The 16,531-nt window shown below is 40.7% G+C and carries 16 protein-coding genes; 5 read left to right on the top strand and 11 right to left on the bottom strand.

Annotated elements, in window-relative coordinates; all coding sequences use genetic code 11:
* Position 1 precedes the first annotated feature (1 nt).
* Positions 2–841 carry a nickel transporter permease gene (gene nikC / locus BP861_RS10105; protein WP_292374951.1) on the bottom strand — a complete coding sequence of 280 codons (840 nt, stop codon included), beginning with the start codon at positions 839–841 and terminating at the stop codon, positions 2–4.
* Positions 825–1,718 carry an ABC transporter permease gene (locus tag BP861_RS10100; RefSeq protein ID WP_292375466.1) on the bottom strand — a complete coding sequence of 298 codons (894 nt, stop codon included), beginning with the start codon at positions 1,716–1,718 and terminating at the stop codon, positions 825–827. Before BP861_RS10100 ends, nikC begins: the two co-directional genes overlap by 17 nt.
* Here BP861_RS10100 and BP861_RS10095 point away from each other — a divergent pair.
* Positions 1,693–1,815 carry a hypothetical protein gene (locus BP861_RS10095; RefSeq protein ID WP_292375496.1) on the top strand — a complete coding sequence of 41 codons (123 nt, stop codon included), beginning with the start codon at positions 1,693–1,695 and terminating at the stop codon, positions 1,813–1,815. The genes BP861_RS10100 and BP861_RS10095 overlap by 26 nt on opposite strands.
* 97 nt (positions 1,816–1,912) lie before the next feature.
* On the opposite strand, the gene BP861_RS10090 is transcribed toward BP861_RS10095, so the two are convergent.
* The 3 genes from BP861_RS10090 to BP861_RS10080 all read right to left on the bottom strand — a co-directional run bounded on the left by BP861_RS10090 (position 1,913) and on the right by BP861_RS10080 (position 6,083).
* Positions 1,913–2,605, bottom strand: a complete 693-nt coding sequence (locus BP861_RS10090) for a class I SAM-dependent methyltransferase (protein ID WP_292374950.1) — start codon at positions 2,603–2,605, stop codon at positions 1,913–1,915.
* 11 nt (positions 2,606–2,616) lie between these two features.
* Complete coding sequence (locus BP861_RS10085) at positions 2,617–4,179, bottom strand: ABC transporter substrate-binding protein (protein WP_292374947.1); 1,563 nt, start codon at positions 4,177–4,179, stop codon at positions 2,617–2,619.
* A gap of 329 nt (positions 4,180–4,508) precedes the next feature.
* Positions 4,509–6,083 carry an ABC transporter substrate-binding protein gene (locus BP861_RS10080; protein WP_292374946.1) on the bottom strand — a complete coding sequence of 525 codons (1,575 nt, stop codon included), beginning with the start codon at positions 6,081–6,083 and terminating at the stop codon, positions 4,509–4,511.
* Between the two features lie 707 nt (positions 6,084–6,790).
* Between BP861_RS10080 and BP861_RS10075 the strand changes: the two genes are divergently transcribed.
* The 4 genes from BP861_RS10075 (at position 6,791) to BP861_RS10060 (ending at position 10,704) form a co-directional block, all read left to right on the top strand.
* Positions 6,791–7,528: a class I SAM-dependent methyltransferase gene (locus BP861_RS10075; RefSeq protein WP_292374944.1), complete on the top strand. Its 738-nt coding sequence runs from the start codon at positions 6,791–6,793 to the stop codon at positions 7,526–7,528.
* Between the two features lie 129 nt (positions 7,529–7,657).
* Positions 7,658–7,780 carry a hypothetical protein gene (locus tag BP861_RS10070; RefSeq protein ID WP_292374941.1) on the top strand — a complete coding sequence of 41 codons (123 nt, stop codon included), beginning with the start codon at positions 7,658–7,660 and terminating at the stop codon, positions 7,778–7,780.
* Between the two features lie 72 nt (positions 7,781–7,852).
* Entirely contained in the window at positions 7,853–9,067 is a 1,215-nt protein-coding gene (locus BP861_RS10065) for an MFS transporter (RefSeq protein ID WP_349681016.1), read from the top strand.
* Positions 9,068–9,210: 143 nt separating this feature from the next.
* Complete coding sequence (locus BP861_RS10060; RefSeq protein WP_292374938.1) at positions 9,211–10,704, top strand: DUF4139 domain-containing protein; 1,494 nt, start codon at positions 9,211–9,213, stop codon at positions 10,702–10,704.
* Positions 10,705–10,907: 203 nt separating this feature from the next.
* Here BP861_RS10060 and BP861_RS10055 read toward each other — a convergent pair whose 3' ends face one another.
* The 6 genes from BP861_RS10055 to rpsJ form a co-directional block, all read right to left on the bottom strand.
* Positions 10,908–12,206, bottom strand: a complete 1,299-nt coding sequence (locus BP861_RS10055) for a YncE family protein (RefSeq protein ID WP_292374935.1) — start codon at positions 12,204–12,206, stop codon at positions 10,908–10,910.
* Between the two features lie 92 nt (positions 12,207–12,298).
* Positions 12,299–13,636, bottom strand: a complete 1,338-nt coding sequence (locus tag BP861_RS10050) for a YncE family protein (protein WP_292374932.1) — start codon at positions 13,634–13,636, stop codon at positions 12,299–12,301.
* 403 nt (positions 13,637–14,039) lie between these two features.
* Complete coding sequence (locus tag BP861_RS16020; RefSeq protein WP_349681014.1) at positions 14,040–14,411, bottom strand: C39 family peptidase; 372 nt, start codon at positions 14,409–14,411, stop codon at positions 14,040–14,042.
* 240 nt (positions 14,412–14,651) lie between these two features.
* Positions 14,652–14,777, bottom strand: a complete 126-nt coding sequence (locus tag BP861_RS16015) for a hypothetical protein (protein ID WP_349681013.1) — start codon at positions 14,775–14,777, stop codon at positions 14,652–14,654.
* 29 nt (positions 14,778–14,806) lie between these two features.
* Positions 14,807–15,259 carry a hypothetical protein gene (locus BP861_RS16010; protein WP_349681012.1) on the bottom strand — a complete coding sequence of 151 codons (453 nt, stop codon included), beginning with the start codon at positions 15,257–15,259 and terminating at the stop codon, positions 14,807–14,809.
* A gap of 881 nt (positions 15,260–16,140) precedes the next feature.
* Positions 16,141–16,449 (bottom strand): 30S ribosomal protein S10, encoded by a 309-nt coding sequence (rpsJ, locus tag BP861_RS10040; protein WP_011021276.1) that lies wholly within the window; start codon positions 16,447–16,449, stop codon positions 16,141–16,143.
* Positions 16,450–16,531: the final 82 nt, after the last annotated feature.

Genomic DNA, 16,531 nt, shown 5'->3' with positions numbered 1-16,531 from the left:
GTCAGAACCTCCCTTCAAGCTCAATATTTTTCATCTTCTGGTCAAGTGCATCTCGCAACCCGTCGCCGAAGTAGTTGAATGCAAGAACAGTTATCATTATAAAAAGACCCGGGAAAAGCATCAGCCAGGGAGCAGTTGTGAAATATGTACGGCCTGCATTCAGCATTGCACCCCATTCCGGTGTTGACGGCTGCACTCCAAGTCCAAGGAAACTTAAACCAGCTGCTGCCAGAATCACATTCCCTATTCCAAGCGATGCCATGATCAAAACAGGAGAGATAATGTTAGGAAGAACATGCTTTACCATTACGTAAGCGTTTGAAGCACCAATCCACCTGGATGCCCGAACATAGCCTTTTGTCTTGACGTCAAGTGTTGAACCTCGTGCAACTCTTGCAAATACCGTCCACTCGACAGCAACTAAAGCAAGCATCATGTTTTCCATCCCCTGTCCAAGAAACGCGGTAATTGCAAGTGCCAGAAACATCGACGGAAAAGCAAGGAAACTGTCCGTTAGCCGCATGATAATCTCATCCAGCCACCCTCCGTAATACCCCGCCAGAACGCCAAGTGTCACTCCTATTGCAAGCGAAATGCTGACAACTACAAACCCGACTAAAAGTGATGCCCTTGAACCGTACATCACCATTGTCAGGATATCACGGCCAAGGTTATCAGTCCCGAATAGGTGGTGGGAAGACGGAGGCTGCAGACGGTTCTGCAGGTTTTTTTCCGTGTAGTCATAGGGGGCTAGAAAACCGGCAAATATGGCCATGAAGATAAGCCCGCCAAGAATTATCAGGGAAAGAGCAATCTGTCGGTTTTTAAGAAGTTTTATCATAGCGTATCTCCGGATTAGCCCAAACGTAGACCAGGTCTACAAAGAAGTTGATCAGAAGGAAAATGACGGCAACAAAGAGTACCGAGCCCTGTACCATCATATAATCGTGGGAAAGAATTGAGTCCACCACAAGATTTCCAATACCCGACCATCCGAAAATTGTCTCAACAACAACCGAGCCGTTTAAGAGAAAACCAATTGACAGACCGATCACCGTGATAACCGGAACAAGTGCGTTTTTCAATGCGTGCCTGATAATGACGATTTTTTCAGAAAGTCCTTTTCCACGGGCGGTCTGGATGTACTCCTTTCCCATGACGTCCAGCATGCTTGAACGGATCATCCGCATCATTACAGCTGCTGCCCCTGTCCCGAGAACAGCCGCAGGCAGAATCATGTATCTGATGTCTGTCCCGTGGCCGAATCCGGATGCTGGGAGCCAGTGAACGATTACCGAGAAGAAAATTATCATCAGATAGGCCTGCCAGAAGTTCGGCATGGATACCCCGAGAAGAGCGCCAAAGCGACAGGCGTCGTCAACAATGGTGTTATGTTTCAGAGCTGAAACTACGCCGAAAGGGATAGCAATAACAAGAGCAATTGCAAGGGCGAGAACGGAAAGTTTCAGCGTATTCTTGAATGCATTCAGAACAGTTTCAAATACCGACTGTTCGCTCATGTACGAGTAGCCAAAGTCTCCGACAGCCGCGTTTTTGAGCCAGTTAAAATACTGGATGTAAAACGGCTGGTCAAGACCGTGGGCTATGCGGAAAGCTTCAACAGCTGCTTCATCATATCCACCCGAGGGACTCGTCATCATAATCTCTGCCGGATCGCCCGGTGCGATATAGATGAGTGAAAAACTCATAAATGAGATAAATATGAGGACCGGGATGAGATACAGAACCCGACGGATGAAATACTCATTTAGCATTGCAGTACCTCTTGACAAGCTCAACGCTTCCTTGCAGTAAGGTATGGAGGTTCAGATGCTACAATCCCTTTGGACCATGTTTCAGCAAAAATGCGTTATATCTGTCATCTGCAATTTTGTCTTCCATTTTTTATTCCTCAATGTTTTATTCCGGTGGCAAGATACGGAATAGATAAATAGTCATAACCTTCCGGATCGCATCTTTTCATATACTCTGCATACTCGGGAAGAGATTTATAGGAGACCTCGGAAAACCCGTTATTTTCCATGATGGCTGCAACCATTTCAGGCGAGTTACTGTCATAAAGCGGAAGATATTCAATTAACTCATCATGATTTCTTTCTTCCTGGTTGTAATTTCTGTTTGGGACGTATCCTGGTTGGAACCATTGACCATCGATTGCAAGAATTCTGCCCCCATGTACCAGGACTCTCAGGCATTCACTGAAGAATCTGTCATGGTTCGTGAGCGTCCAGAGAAGGTGCATGTTTACGATAATATCGAACATACAATCTTCAAAAGGCAGGTTTTCTCCGTCACCTTCAACAAACTTAATTGACAAATTGCGGTCCTTTGCTCCTTCTTTTGCATGTGCAAGCATCTCTTCCGAGATGTCAAGAGCAGTGACATTGTGTCCCATTTCGGCAAAAACAAATGCCTGGATGCCAGGCCCTGTTCCAATATCGAGGACATTGAGTTTCTTACCGGCTGGCAGCTTCTCTGAAAAGAGGTTTTGCATCAGGAGAATCTCTTCATCAAGGTGGTCGCGATACATTTTCCGATAATTAGGACTAATCTTGTTCCAGTGTTCTGTAATTTTGTCTTTCATTTTTTAATCCCTCAGGCAAGTTCCATTTCCTTTGTAATGAATGTGTATTCGTTTGGATAAATTTCAAAACCTTTGAGGTTGGGGGAAAGTCCGTCAATTTCTTTCTTGTATGCGATACAGACCAGTACCGCATCATTCTGGACCTGTTCCTGAATCATGTCGTAGAGTTTTGTACGTTTTTCTTTGTCTGTTTCAGCCCTTGCTTCAAGAATCCACTCATCAACCTGAGGATTAGAATAGCGAAGCCATGTGGATGCATAGGTTCCGGTTGAAAGGAAGTGGCTTGATACGAAATAGTCAGGGTCTCCTACAGGTGCAACACCCCATGAATAGAGTGCAAGGCCATAATTTCCTGCTACCGCATCGGCACTAATTGAGTTTGCTTCGGCAATTTTTATTGTAGTAGTGATGCCAATTTTTTCAAACTGGGCGGCAATTACTTCTGCCATTGGCTGGTGTGCTGCTTGTTTTGTATAAGTCTGGATTTCAATTGTGAATGGCTCACCGTTGTAATAGAGTCTACTATCACTTCCTTGCTTGATTCCCGCTTCAGCAAAGAGTTCAAGAGCTTTTTCAGAGTTATATTCATAAGCTTCAATTTTGTCGTTCGCACTCCAGGGCATGATGTCTGGGAATATTCCAACTGCTGGAGAGCCGGCAACACCTTCAAGGGCTGTGTCAACGATTTCCTGGCGATCAATTGCATAATTAAGTGCCTGGCGAACCCTTACATCGTCGAACGGTGCTTTTCCTTCGTTAATGTACATGAAGTAGGTTCTAAGCGTTTCTTTGGATACGATATTAGTGCCAGGGTCAGCTTCAAAGGTTGCGTACTCGCTTTGCAGGACATCTCTTGTAATGTCAACGTCGCCTGATTTGAGCAGAAGAGTTCTTGCAGCGGCATCTTTGCTGTACTGGATAATTATTCTGTCAATTTTTGGCGCTTCACCCCAGTAATCAGGATTCTTTACCAGTTCTATACTGGCACCCGGTTCAAATGAGACAAACTTGTATGCTCCCGTTCCAACCGGTTCGGTGTCGAGGTTTTCTGTGTCAGGACTTACAATTGACATGATGGTGTCTGTGAACATGAGAATAGTTGGTGCATATGATTCATTTGTTTCCACGACGATTGTGTAGTCATCGGTTTTGTAGACGTTTTTGATAAAAGAGTATTCTGATGATCTGCTGTTTGAGGGGTCAAGAACTCGGTTGATGGAATAAATCACGGCATCTGCGTCCATTATAGTTCCGTCATGGAATGTTACATCCCTGCGGAGCTGAATTTCCCATTCGGTATCGTTTAACTGTTTATAACCTGTTGCAAGTTCAGGCTGGAGATTCATATTTTCGTCATAAGAGAAGAGAGTCTCATATATTCCGGTCCTTCGCATAGGCCAGCCTTCCCATGAAATGGAAGGATCAAGGCTTCCTCCTGTATCAGGGCCAGTCGTAAGAGCTACACGAAGAACTTTTTCTTCAGAATCCTCTGTCTGAACACAACCCGTACAGATAACGACTACAATAAAAAAAATTGCAGTACAGACAAATGATAACTTCGTCCTTAACGCCATGTCAATACCTCTTATTTTAAAAAATTGTAATTATCGGCCCGGGTAAAACCGCATATTGTAATTGTTCATCCTGGAGAAAAACATCAATATCCACTTCTACTTCACTGCTTTTTCCCGAAGGAAGAATCCTCAAAATATCCGTTTTCAGACATCGTCTAATTTCAGATATTGTTCACGGCATGTTGTTGTAAAAAGGGGGAGATCGTTAAGAACTTCGCTGCGTAAGCTTTATCCTTTACTGATCTCTCCCTCAGGAGCATACCTTTCTACAAATAACATCAAACCTGCTGTCTGCAAACGACAGGTTTTCCTCATTTCCTCCTGCAAGTTTATGCAAATCCAATGTCCTTGGTGATAATTGTATACTCGTTTGGATACATCTCAAAGCCTTTCACATTTGATGACAGTGCATAAATTTCGTTGGCATATAAAACGGGCAGTACTACTGCATCTTTCTGAATCTGTATCTGGATTTTATCATACAGCTCAGCACGTTTCTCTCCGTCAGTTTCGGTTCTTGCTTCAAGAGTCCACTTATCTACCTGAGGATTGGAATAGCGGAGCCATTTGGACGCGTAGTTGCCTGTTGAAAGGTAATGGCTTGAGAGGAAGTAGTCCGGGTCCCCTGTAGGTGCAGTGCTCCACGCGGCAAGTGAGAGATCATAAGTTCCTGCAACAGCATTTTCCGTAAGTGCAGCACTGTCCAGAATTGTCACAGTTGAGGTAATGCCAATTTTTTCTAGCTGTGAGGCGATGATTTCTGCACTCGGCTGAAGAGCTGCACGTTTTGTATAGGTCTGGATGTCAATCGTGAATGGTTTTCCGTTGTAGTACAGCTTACCATCCGCGCCTTTTTTTATTCCTGCTTCTTCAAAGAGTTTCAGAGCCTTTTCAGGGTTATAACCGTAGGATTCGATCTGATCGTTTGCGTTCCATGGCATGGTATTTGTGAATACTCCCTTTGCCGGGATACCGGAAACTCCTTCGAGTGCTGTATCAACGATTTCCTGGCGGTTGATCACATAAAAGAGAGCCTGGCGAACTCTGGTGTCATTGAATGGGGCTTTGCCGCCATTTATATACAGGAAATATGTACGCAGCGTTTCTTTGGAAGTGACGTTTATATCAGGGTTACTTTTAAGTGCTGAATACTCGCTCTGGAGAGGATCTCTGGCAATATCGACATCTCCTGATTTTATCAGCATTGTTCTTGCCGTACTGTCTTTGTTGTACTGAATGAGTATACGGTCAACTTTGGCCTCGCCATCCCAGTAATTAGGGCTCTTTTCGACTTCAAGGCTTGCACCTGGTTCGAAGGAAACAAACTTGAAAGGACCGGTTCCATCAGGCTGTTTGTCTGCATCAACAATGTTGGGACTGACTACAGACATGACAGGATCTACAAGAGATGAAATTAATGGGGCATAGACATCATTAGTTTCAATGGTAATAGTGTACTCACCAGTCTTTCGTACATCTTTGATGAAAGAGTACTCTGATGACCTGCTATTTGACGGATCAAGCACTCTGTTCAGCGAAAAGAGAACTGCATCTGCATTCATTTTTGTTCCGTCGTGGAAAGTTACATCCTTACGGAGCTGGATTTCCCACTCAGTACCGTTTAGCTGTTTGTAGCCAGATGCGAGTTTGGGCATAAGGTTCATGTGTGCATCGTAGTAGAACAATGTTTCATAGATGCCTGCCTGATGGACATACCACCCTGTCCAGCCGTTGGCAGGATCAAGACTGCCCCCAGTATCAGGACCTTCATTAAAAACTACGCGGAGGACTTTTTCTTTAGACGCCTCCCCAGTATCAACACATCCTGCACAGAGCAGTGCTACAATTAGAATTACAGCAACAGTAGGGATGGAAATTTTTGTTTTTTGTACATTAAATTTCATTATTATCACCAACACATAAATATTTAGTTTGTTAACATTGTTTTTAACTAAAGTATGCGGAGTATATTTAAAATGTGTGATTTTATTTTATATCTGTATATTTAAAGTATGTGATTTTATTCCATATCTGTCCGATAAGTGTGATTAAATACAAATTTTATTTGAATCAAAAAATTATTCAGTAAGCCGTATATGTGACTTGGCAGTATTGTGTTGCAGGTTTAATCAGACTACACCAATACCTCTGGGTTTGCTAACGCGCTTTCAATCTAAGAGAGCTTTTTCAAGACGCGGCATCCTCCATTTAGATCACTTTATTTATTTTTATCATCTATAATTATATTATGCAGAATAGATGTATGACTTTATTGTTATTCATCTCAGTTAAATTAGAAAATAAAATGCATAATTATTAATATATTGTTAATTATGATGAGTTAAGTAAATTATTATTATATATAGTAATACTAAATATTGTTTTATTCATACAAATGAAATGTAATTTTATGAAAAAAAGATACCAAAATCACAGGTTATCATACAGGCTTTCGGAATTCACTCATCGTTATGCAAATATAAAAGGGTTAAGGCAGTTATTCAGGATGAGATACCGTTAATCCCAATCATATTACAAACATTTTCGCTCTGGATAACAATGTTGTTCCGGATAGAAATGGTTTGGTGCCAACTTTGTTTGAGGAATAGAAATGACAGATGGAATATTAGAAATGAAGAATAAAATTTTAGAATACTGGGACTACAGAAGTTCTGATTATCATACAGAGTATGCCAAATGTATGGATGAAGAAATGGAAATTTGGAAATATATTTTTTATGAAACTCTGCTAACGGATAAAAAAATCCGTGCAGTAGAAGTTGGAACAGGTCCTGGAATTCTTGCAATCTCTCTTGCCGCCATGGGACATGATGTAACCGGTGTAGATTTGTCAGAAAATATGCTTGAAAAAGCAGCGGAAAATGCCAGAAAAAAGGGAGTAGATGTTTTGTTAGTACAGGGAGATGCAGAAGAAATTCCTCTAAGTGATGGAGAGTATGATTTCATTTTGAGCAAATATCTTCTCTGGACCCTACCTCAACCGGATAAGTTTATAAGTGAGTGCTCTCGGCTTTTGAAAGACGGTGGCCTTATGATGATAATTGATGGTTTGTGGTTCCAGAACCCTGATGGGACAGAGAAGAAAAGCAGTCTTAATGACAGGTTTAATGAGTTGTATTCTGGTGTTAAACCAAATCTGCCCCTTGCGAAAAACAATACACCTGAAAGGATAACCGCCCTTGCACAATCTCATGGGTTTGAAGCCGTTTCATGGAGGTTCTTGAAAGATTATGATGCTTTTTTGGAACGAAATGATCCGTCTGGTCATTCAGCAGGGTATATTCAGCCTCCACATATGATTCTTGCAAAGAAAAGAAGTCAGATTTGATTAATCTTTTTGACACTTCTTAGTTTTGTGTAATCAAGTTGTTGATTTAAAGCCTCAAACACCTGCAGGGGACTTTCTCGTTCACCCTGTTTTATCCTGAAGATTGCTATCATATGAAATTGCTATCATATGAAACCGCAGATTCCGGTTTTCTATAGTACAGATGTTTTTGCTCTCAGTTCCAGTGTAACCGGATTTGAGATATACCCAAATGAGCTGACGGTCCTGACATCAAAAATCGACCTTAAGTGAATGTTGTTCAAAGGGATAATTGCCCGGGCTCATTCCGTTAACCCAGGCAATTGTCTACGTTATTGAGATAATATATCAAAAGAATTACAATATTTCCAAGAAGGGATTACAATTACTGAAACCATTAACAAAAAACTCACCGGGGCAATCACCGGACATTTTCTCATAGACCTCTATACTCCGATACTTCCGATTATCCTCCCTCTCTTGATTGACACTATGGACCTGTCCTATTTTCTTGCCGGTTTTATTGTCACAGCATTTAATGTTGTATCCTCAGTAACCCAACCATTTGTCGGTCTCTACAGCGATAAAACCGGATGGCGTGCAAGTGTTCCTCTGTGCGTTTTAATTGGTAGTCTTGGCATCTGTCTTACTGTTTTCACAAAAAATTATCTGGTACTTCTTATGATGGTAATGGGAGCTGCAATCGGCCATGCGCTGTTCCACCCATCAGCAATGGATCTTGTTTACCGGTTAAGCACCCCTGCAAAACGGGGAATGTACAACTCAATATTCACAACCAGCGGCAGCATTAGCTACTCTCTTGGACCGTTTATTGCAGGAGTTTTGATTGAATTTGCCGGTCTTCCATCAATTGTATGGATGGTGATTCCGGGTATTATAGGGGCTGCATGGATTTACCGAAATGACCTTCGATATCTAAACGAAGAAGTTTTTGAAAAACCAGTCAAGATAGTTAAAAATCAGCCTGCGGAAAAGAAAAAATTCTGGTGGATTCCTGCAGGGCTGGTTGTGGTAATCTGTTCCCTTCGCGCCTGGGCATATGTGGGACTGATTACTTATCTTCCAACACTTTTAACTCTAGAGCACAAAGAATTTGATACGGTGACAACATCTTTGATTGTCACGATTATGCTGTTCTTCGGAGTCGCGGGCCAGATTGCAGGCGGGTATTTATCGGATCGTTACGGACGTAAACTGATGCTCGTTTTGGGCCTTTTATGCGCAGTGCCATTATTTGCCCTTATTTTTCTTGCTGACGGCTGGCTGATGTACTTTGGGATTATGATGTACTCGTTTTTTGCCTGTTTCTGCTATGTGACATCGGTTACAATGACGCAGGAACTTCTCCCCGGAAACATCGCATTCGCATCGGGACTTATTCTCGGGCTTTGTATGGGTATTGGAGGGGTAGGAGCTGCAATTATCGGGTGGGCTGCTGATATCATGGGGTCGCTTTCGGATGCAATGTTTCTGTTGATTATTCCTACGATATTATGTCCCATTCTTGCATTGTTTGTCCGGTATCCAGCAGGGAATTAAAAATTACAACTCACAATAATCAAAGTTGAGCTGACGCATCCCGCTGCGAACAACGGGTATGTTTACGCCACCGCTCCAAATTCGACTGAAATAAAAGAACACGCAAATTATGTATATATAAATTAGGCTCTAATTAATTATGCATGGGAGTGAAGAAACATTTTTTATGGCTTATTATAGTACTTATCGGGTCTGCATTACTTTTTTCAGCTTATATATCTCCAAATCCGGAAAGCATTGCTCAAGCAAATCTGTCCGGCGGCGAAAAGAATACAGTCGAGTCAAACTCAGTAATTTCTGTTGAAACTTCAGCTGCAGGCCCATTGAGGATTCCGGCTTCTGGAAATGTTGAAGCCGGAGAGGATCTTGAGCTAACTATTTATGAGCAGGGAATTGCCCTTGTTAAAGAAAAGCGAGAAATTAACCTCGAGAGTGGGGTAAATCAGGTAAAGTATACGGATATTGCTTCCGGAATTAATCCGGCTTCGGTTATAATCCAGGACCCTCAAAATAAGGACACCAGTTTACTTGAGCAAAACTACGAATACGATCTTCTGAATAGTTCTGGTTTGCTTGAGAAATACCTTGGCAGGGAAGTCAATGTAACAGACAGGAATGGTGAAACGTACACCGGTATATTGTTGAGCCATGCAGATAACAGCGTTGTCCTTAAGATCGAAGCAGGAAAAGTCGTGGTACTTGAGGATTTCTCAAAAATTGAACTTGAAGATTCTTCGGAGCTTTCGATAAAGCCTGCTCTCATCTGGCAGATTTATTCTCCTGTGTCTGGAACTCGGGAGCTTGTAATTTCCTACCTTACGGGCGGTATGAGCTGGGAAGCAGACTATGTCCTAATAAGCAATGCGGAGAATACGGAAGCAGACATTCGAGGCTGGGTGAACATCGACAATAAAGCAGGGATGACCTATGAAAACGCAGTCCTAAAACTTGTTTCAGGCCAGATTAACCGCTTTTCCCAGCCCGCGACTCCGCGTACTGAAGAAAAAGCCGTGGCTAATGAAGTAGCGGCCTCGCAGGCGCCTTTTACCGAAGAAGGTCTTTTTGAGTACCATCTTTATACCCTCAAAAACCCGGCGACCCTAAAGAATAACCAGGCAAAGCAAATTTCTTTGCTGTCCGCAAATTCCGTTCCCATAGAAAAGAAGCTCATCTATGATAGTTCTCTGAACGATAAAGTCCTGGCTTACCTTACTCTTAAAAACTCAAACGAAAGCGGACTTGGGATGCCTCTACCAGCAGGAGTCATAAGAGTTTACAGTGCTGATTCTTCAGGAGGACTTCAGTTCCTCGGGGAAGACAGGATAAAACATACTCCAGAAGCCGGGGAATTAAGAGTGGCTGTCGGCTCGGCTTTTGATCTTACTGCCAGGCGAAATGAAACCAACTACCAGCGTATAAGTGATAATGTGGAGAGGGTCACCTATCAGATCGAACTTAATGACAGTAAGTCTGAGGCTCAGGAGGTCACTGTCGTAGAACACCTTTTCGGACAATGGGATATTCTGGATAGCTCGGACAGCTATGAAAAAATTGATGCTTTTACGATCGAATTTAGACTAATGGTGCCTGCAAAAGGCACGAAGCCTATCTCTTACACCGTAGAACGCCGTTTTTAATAACTTTTCTGCAAAGACCATAAGTGACTACTCCCACGACTGAAATCGCGGGCATCTAAGCTTTCGCTACATGTAATCCCAGTCTGAGAATATTGATCGCAGCATTAAAACGACCGGGGGATTACCTTCTTTTTTCCTCAAGAGGCTGAAAACAAACAAAAAGACATTATGCCATTCAGCTGCCTGGTACTCCAAGCCCTGTATTACTTCTTAATGAACTTCCACACTCCATAAAGACAAATCAAACTTTCAAATAATCCAAAACCTGGAGTAGAGTTATTTTTACTCGATTCATTTCCACTTGAGCTACTCCCATTATCAGATTCAGAATTATTTTTTGAATTATTGAATTCGACAGCTTTTTTCTCTTCAGATGATGATAAGTTAGCTTCGTCAACGTCTGTACCTTCAGTTGCATTGGAAGCTACCCTTGTGCTTTGATCAGTCATATTAGAATCTATAAGAGGCCCTAAAGCAATTTCAATAGGAGGATTTTCTATATTTACAGTAGCTATAACATTGTTTGTGACTGTGTCAATTACAGATACATTATTGCTGTCGTAATTTGCCACATACACTTTTGTTCCATCCGAAGTTAATGCAACTCCTGAAGGATGCATTCCTACGGGAATTGTAGTTGTAACATTGTTTGTGAATGTATCAATTACAGAAACCGAATTGTCTTCCCGGTTAGCCACATAAATCTTTGTTCCATCTTGATTGATTGCAATTCCAAGAGGAAAACTTCCTACAGGAATTGTGGTTTTAACAGTGTTTGTTGTTGTGTCAATTACAGAGACATTATTGCTGCGAGCGTTCAACACATACACTTTTGTTCCATCTGGCGTGGCTGCAATTTCAACAGGAAGATTTCCCACATTTACAGTAGCTGTAATATTGTTTGTATCTGTGTCAACAACAGAGGTAGTGTTGTTATGACGGTTCGTAACATAGATTTTTTTTCCATCTAGATTGACTGCTACTGCCCAAGGATCAATTCCAGCATTTAATGTGCCTATTACGCTGTTCGTGGCTGTGCTAATTACTGAAACATCGTCACTCTCACTGTTCGTCACATATACCTTTGTTCCTGCCGGGTTTACCGCAACTCCAATAGGAAAATCTCCTACAGGAATTGTGGTAACTAAATTTGTCGCGGTGTCAATTACAAAGACAGTGGTGCTGAGTAAGGCTGAGTTCGCCACATATATTTTTGTTCCATCTGGTGTGGCTGCAAACCTACAAGGATCACCCCCTACAGGAATTGTAGCTGTAACCTTGTTAGTTGCTGTGTCAATTACAGAGATGATGCCACCATTTGAGTGGTTACCCGGACTCATCACATATGCAAACGGAGCTGCACTTGCTGCGCCAACCAGTATTAAAATCGCAAGTGCAGCTATTCCAAAAGCTCTTATACGAGTACCTTCTCCGCATGCTTTATTATACATTCTTACAGATGAGAATGGAATTGAAAAAGCGTCAATTGATATTCTTGACATGATTTTATCTTTCCTCTTTTATTCCCAGACGATGTTTGTCTTTAATGCTAGTTCATTCCGATAAGTAACGACACCAAGGCCTATTTTAGCACTTAATTCTTACTGAACTTCCATCCTCCAAAAAGGCAGACCAAACCACTCAATAATCCGAAGCCTTGAGTAGAGTTATTTTTGCTCGATTCATTTCCACTTGAGCTACTATCATTATCAAATTCAGAATTATTGTTTGAATTATTGAATTCAACAGCTTTTTTCTCTTCAGACGACGAGAATTTAGTTTCTTCAATCCCTATGTCTTCAGTTGCATTGGAAGCTGTCCTTGTGCTTTGACCAGTCATATTAGTATTTATAAAGGGCCCAATGGCAACTCCAGTAGGATAATTTATAGTATATTTTCCTGAATTTACAGTCGCTATAACTTTGTTTGTAGCTGTGTCAATTACGGAGACATTGTCGCTTTCAGCATTTGTCACATATACCTTTTTTCCATCCGGTGTGACTGCAATTCCCATAGGCTGTTTTCCTACAGACGCAGTGGCTGTGACAGTGTTTGTCGTTGCATCAATTACGGAAACGTTGTTGTTCTGCCAATCTGCCACATACACTTTCGTTCCATCCGGTGTGACTGCAATATCACCTGGGCCATTTTCTACAGGCACGGTGGCTGTAACGGTGTTTGTTTCTGTATCAATTACGGATACGTCGCTGCTGCCTGTATTGGTCACATACACCTTATTTCCGTCAGGGCTGACTGCAACATCAGTAGGATGGTCTCCTACAGGTACAGTGGCTGTAATTTTGTTTGTAGCCGCATCGATTACAGAAGTAGTGTTGTTGCGGCTGTTCGTAGCATAGATTTTTTTTCCATCTGGGGTGACTGCAGCGTTAACAGTACTTACCCCGATATTAATCGTGGCCACTACGCTGTTCGTTGCTGTGTCAATTACTGAGACATTATTGCTGTCATTATCTGCCACACTATAGCGATTAGTCACGTAAACCCTTGTTCCCGCAGGGTTGACTGCAACTCCCCAGGGATAACTTCTTTCTGCATTCACTGTGGCACTAACTGTATTTGTGGCTGTGTCAATTACAGAGATAGTGGGGTCAAATCCGGTTGCTACATATACCTTTGTTCCTGCAGAGTTGACTGCAATACCTTCGGGCCACCCTCCGACAGGCACTACTGCTGTAAGATTATCGGTTGCTGTATCAATTACAAAAACAGTTCCGGTATCAACTCCCAGACTCGCAACATATGCAAATGGAGCTGCATGTGCTACGCTCACCATTATTAAAATCGTAAGTGCCGTTATTCCAAAAGCTCTCAGAAAGGTATTTTCCCTGCGTACTTTATTAGACATTGTCGCAGATGATAGTGAAACCGAAAAATTGTCGATCAGTATTGTTGACATGGTTTTACTTTTCATATTTTTTCTCCAATAGTGTTTGTCTTTCATACCATTACCATTATCAAAAATTTGGACTTTGGATTTTTTTCTAAAATCCTCATTTATTCAAGTCAACTTCTGAATAAACAGATTAGTGGTGTGATTCCAAAATCAACTCCTTATTTCCTGTCAAAATTCGTGATTTTTGGATTTATTCAAATGTCGAGTATTATGAATCTATTTTGGAATCACAACACTAATTACAAGACAAAATAATTCAGAATAAACACATTTATACTGTTTAATTGGTATTTTTGTATGTAATTTTAAACAAATATATAAAAAATGTAGATGTTTCGATAAACTCACTTTTTGGCTAATTGTGTATAAAATATAATTCAACCTTTGAAATCAGAAGTTTATCGAAATCTCTAAGAATTTCTCAGCGTACGTATATACGTTTTTTTTCTTGACTGGTGGATACTTCAATTTTTGGTGTACCACTCGAACCAATAGGCATTGGATCATTAATATACATGTAGAAATACCCATTTTGAATTAAATATCCTTGACAAACTCGATAATGTTGTGGATCTAAAATTATACTGTAAAAAGGTCTACGCTTGTCAATCTCTGTAACAATTTCCGCATTAGTCAAAGTAGTATCTAGAGATCCCGTTTTTCCCCATTTAACTTCAGCCCATTCTTTCATGTTATTAATGCTGAGTCCAGAAGGTTTGTCTTTAGGGCCGAAGAAATAGTTATAGATAGATGTTTGTGTAGGGGTTGGTTGTCCATAGTATAAAGAAATCATTTGAATAGATGCTTCACCGCAGTAAATATCTTTTTCTTGTCCACGACGAGGAACGCCAAGTTTTACATCTGTTGAAGCCGTTATCGCTGCATCGCCACTGAGTTTTTTAATATTTTCTTCAGTAACTGCAGCATTAATATTAACTCCTTTATTAGCTGCTGCTTGTTCTATAGAGTTAGCAAGTTGATCACTTTTTTGTCATTCTTTTAAATTTTCTTCAACTCCATTCTCCAATTTCATCTAATACATTGACCAAACCCCAGGCTTGGTTTCAGTTGCAGGTTTATCTTCTACCTCTTCAAGGGTATATGCATCTACAAATATCCGATGTTCAACTCCAGTGGTCTTGTCTTTTACAACGGTCATTGCTCCTATACTCGGATAGCTGTATACAACTAAATTGGTTGATTTGATTTCTCCAGTTGGATAATTTTTGGATAATTTTTCTTGGCGATTTCTTTTGACTTTTTCATGGCTTCTGAGGCTTTATAAGGTGTAGGATCAAATGCAATGTCATTGAATGAATTTCCCAGTGTTTTATTAGCATAAATGTCAATTGTACCTATCAATTTTTTTTCTTTATATACCGAGAATTGATAAAATAATTTCTGACCATTTATGTCATAAAGCTCAATTGGTTTTGGATCAATAGATGCTCCTGCCCAGTTTTCAAAGTTTAGTGCTTTAGCTGCTATAAAACTTATCATATTCGCATTAGCATGCTTAAAGGCTTCTTCGGCAGTTACAGAGTAACTGTCCTCTTTCTGTGCACTTACGGATGGTATGAACACCATACTAACCAGCACTGCTAAAACAAGTATACCTATTCCAATTCTATTATGCTTCATTTACTTCAACTCCTAGTATTTACTCTAGGAGGCAGAATCAGGCAAGCTTAAATATGGTCAAAGCTAACATAACCACTGCCTCTTAGGGCACATTTTATGGAGCTCGGGGTATCTCGGAAATTACTTTTGAACTCCATAAACTACTTTTAATTAACTACTTATACGTTTTATGTCCAGGTTCTCTAACAATGCAATTTTCAAGCGGATTTTGAGTCTGGATTACTTTTTAATATTTTTACTGTTTAATGATTTGGCCATAAATTATTTATTTGAGTATATGTCTTAACTCATATTCAAAAATAAGTATAAAAGAAAATATAATTTAATATTAGTGTATAAAGGTCTTATTTAAGTTAACAAATAATAAATATAGACTTATTTGGTTACAAATTATCTAATTCTGACTATATGGTGTGATCAATTGAAGAGTTCGAAGGATGGGAACTTACCATTATTGTGCATGCACCTGAGTAAAATTGTTTTATCCTCTGAAATCCAAAAAATTTGGATTTGTTGTTTTGTTGAAGTTGACGGGCTGTATTCCACCATCAAAATGACGGGAATTGATCTTTCTTTTTTCCTAAAAAAGAGAGTAAAAAAGTGAAAAAGAGAAAATAAGACAAAAGAGGTAAAATAAGGCAAAAATGAGTAAAAAGGATGCCATTAAGGATAATATCTGCAAGCTCATACCTAAGCAAGATAAGCTTTACAAGAAGGCAAAATTTGCAGAAATGCTGGCGGAAAGAACGTCTGATTTGACGACCGCCGGCAGATTCCTCAAAAATTTGTATTGAGGTGTAAGCTATTCTGAAGTAAAGAAGTGAAAAAGAATTTTACAAGACCGGGTACAGAGTGATTCTGTAGCCTGTCTTTTTTCTCGTTTATCCTTCGAGGACGATCTCGATGTTGATATCTTTAGGAACCTGGATTCTCATAAGCTGGCGAAGTGCCCTTTCATCAGCTGCAATATCAATGAGACGCTTGTGTACACGCATCTCCCAGTGATCCCAGGTTGCAGTTCCGTCTCCGCTCGGGCTTTTTCTTGTGGGAACTACAAGTTTCTTTGTGGGAAGCGGAACAGGTCCTGATATATTAACTCCTGTCCTTTCCGCAATAGATTTTACCTGATTGCAGACTCCGTCCAGATCTTTGGGACTGATGCCTGACAGTCTTATTCTAGCTTTCTGCATACCTTTTTTCTCCTTAAAAAAATGAAAAAGGAGAGTGTTATTTCTGTTTAACACTCATGCACATGCCGGCGGCAATGGTCAT

It is taken from the genome of Methanosarcina sp. UBA411 (assembly GCF_002495725.1).
In the GTDB taxonomy this organism is placed as follows: domain Archaea; phylum Halobacteriota; class Methanosarcinia; order Methanosarcinales; family Methanosarcinaceae; genus Methanosarcina.
The sequence above is the reverse complement of the archived record's forward strand: the minus strand, read 5'-3'. Positions and strand labels throughout refer to the sequence as shown.

Excerpts from the sequence above, each read along its gene's own strand:
- BP861_RS16020 (WP_349681014.1), bottom strand. The coding sequence starts at position 14,411 with ATGATTTCTTTATACTATGGACAACCAACCCCTACACAAACATCTATC.
- rpsJ (WP_011021276.1), bottom strand. The coding sequence starts at position 16,449 with ATGCAGAAAGCTAGAATAAGACTGTCAGGCATCAGTCCCAAAGATCTG.
- BP861_RS10050 (WP_292374932.1), bottom strand. The coding sequence starts at position 13,636 with ATGAAAAGTAAAACCATGTCAACAATACTGATCGACAATTTTTCGGTT.
- BP861_RS10080 (WP_292374946.1), bottom strand. The coding sequence starts at position 6,083 with ATGAAATTTAATGTACAAAAAACAAAAATTTCCATCCCTACTGTTGCT.
- BP861_RS10085 (WP_292374947.1), bottom strand. The coding sequence starts at position 4,179 with ATGGCGTTAAGGACGAAGTTATCATTTGTCTGTACTGCAATTTTTTTT.
- BP861_RS10090 (WP_292374950.1), bottom strand. The coding sequence starts at position 2,605 with ATGAAAGACAAAATTACAGAACACTGGAACAAGATTAGTCCTAATTAT.
- BP861_RS10070 (WP_292374941.1), top strand. The coding sequence starts at position 7,658 with ATGAAACCGCAGATTCCGGTTTTCTATAGTACAGATGTTTTTGCTCTC.
- BP861_RS10055 (WP_292374935.1), bottom strand. The coding sequence starts at position 12,206 with ATGTCAAGAATATCAATTGACGCTTTTTCAATTCCATTCTCATCTGTA.
- nikC (WP_292374951.1), bottom strand. The coding sequence starts at position 841 with ATGATAAAACTTCTTAAAAACCGACAGATTGCTCTTTCCCTGATAATT.
- BP861_RS10095 (WP_292375496.1), top strand. The coding sequence starts at position 1,693 with ATGAGTGAAAAACTCATAAATGAGATAAATATGAGGACCGGGATGAGA.
- BP861_RS16015 (WP_349681013.1), bottom strand. The coding sequence starts at position 14,777 with ATGACCGTTGTAAAAGACAAGACCACTGGAGTTGAACATCGGATATTT.
- BP861_RS10060 (WP_292374938.1), top strand. The coding sequence starts at position 9,211 with ATGGGAGTGAAGAAACATTTTTTATGGCTTATTATAGTACTTATCGGG.
- BP861_RS16010 (WP_349681012.1), bottom strand. The coding sequence starts at position 15,259 with ATGAAGCATAATAGAATTGGAATAGGTATACTTGTTTTAGCAGTGCTG.
- BP861_RS10075 (WP_292374944.1), top strand. The coding sequence starts at position 6,791 with ATGACAGATGGAATATTAGAAATGAAGAATAAAATTTTAGAATACTGG.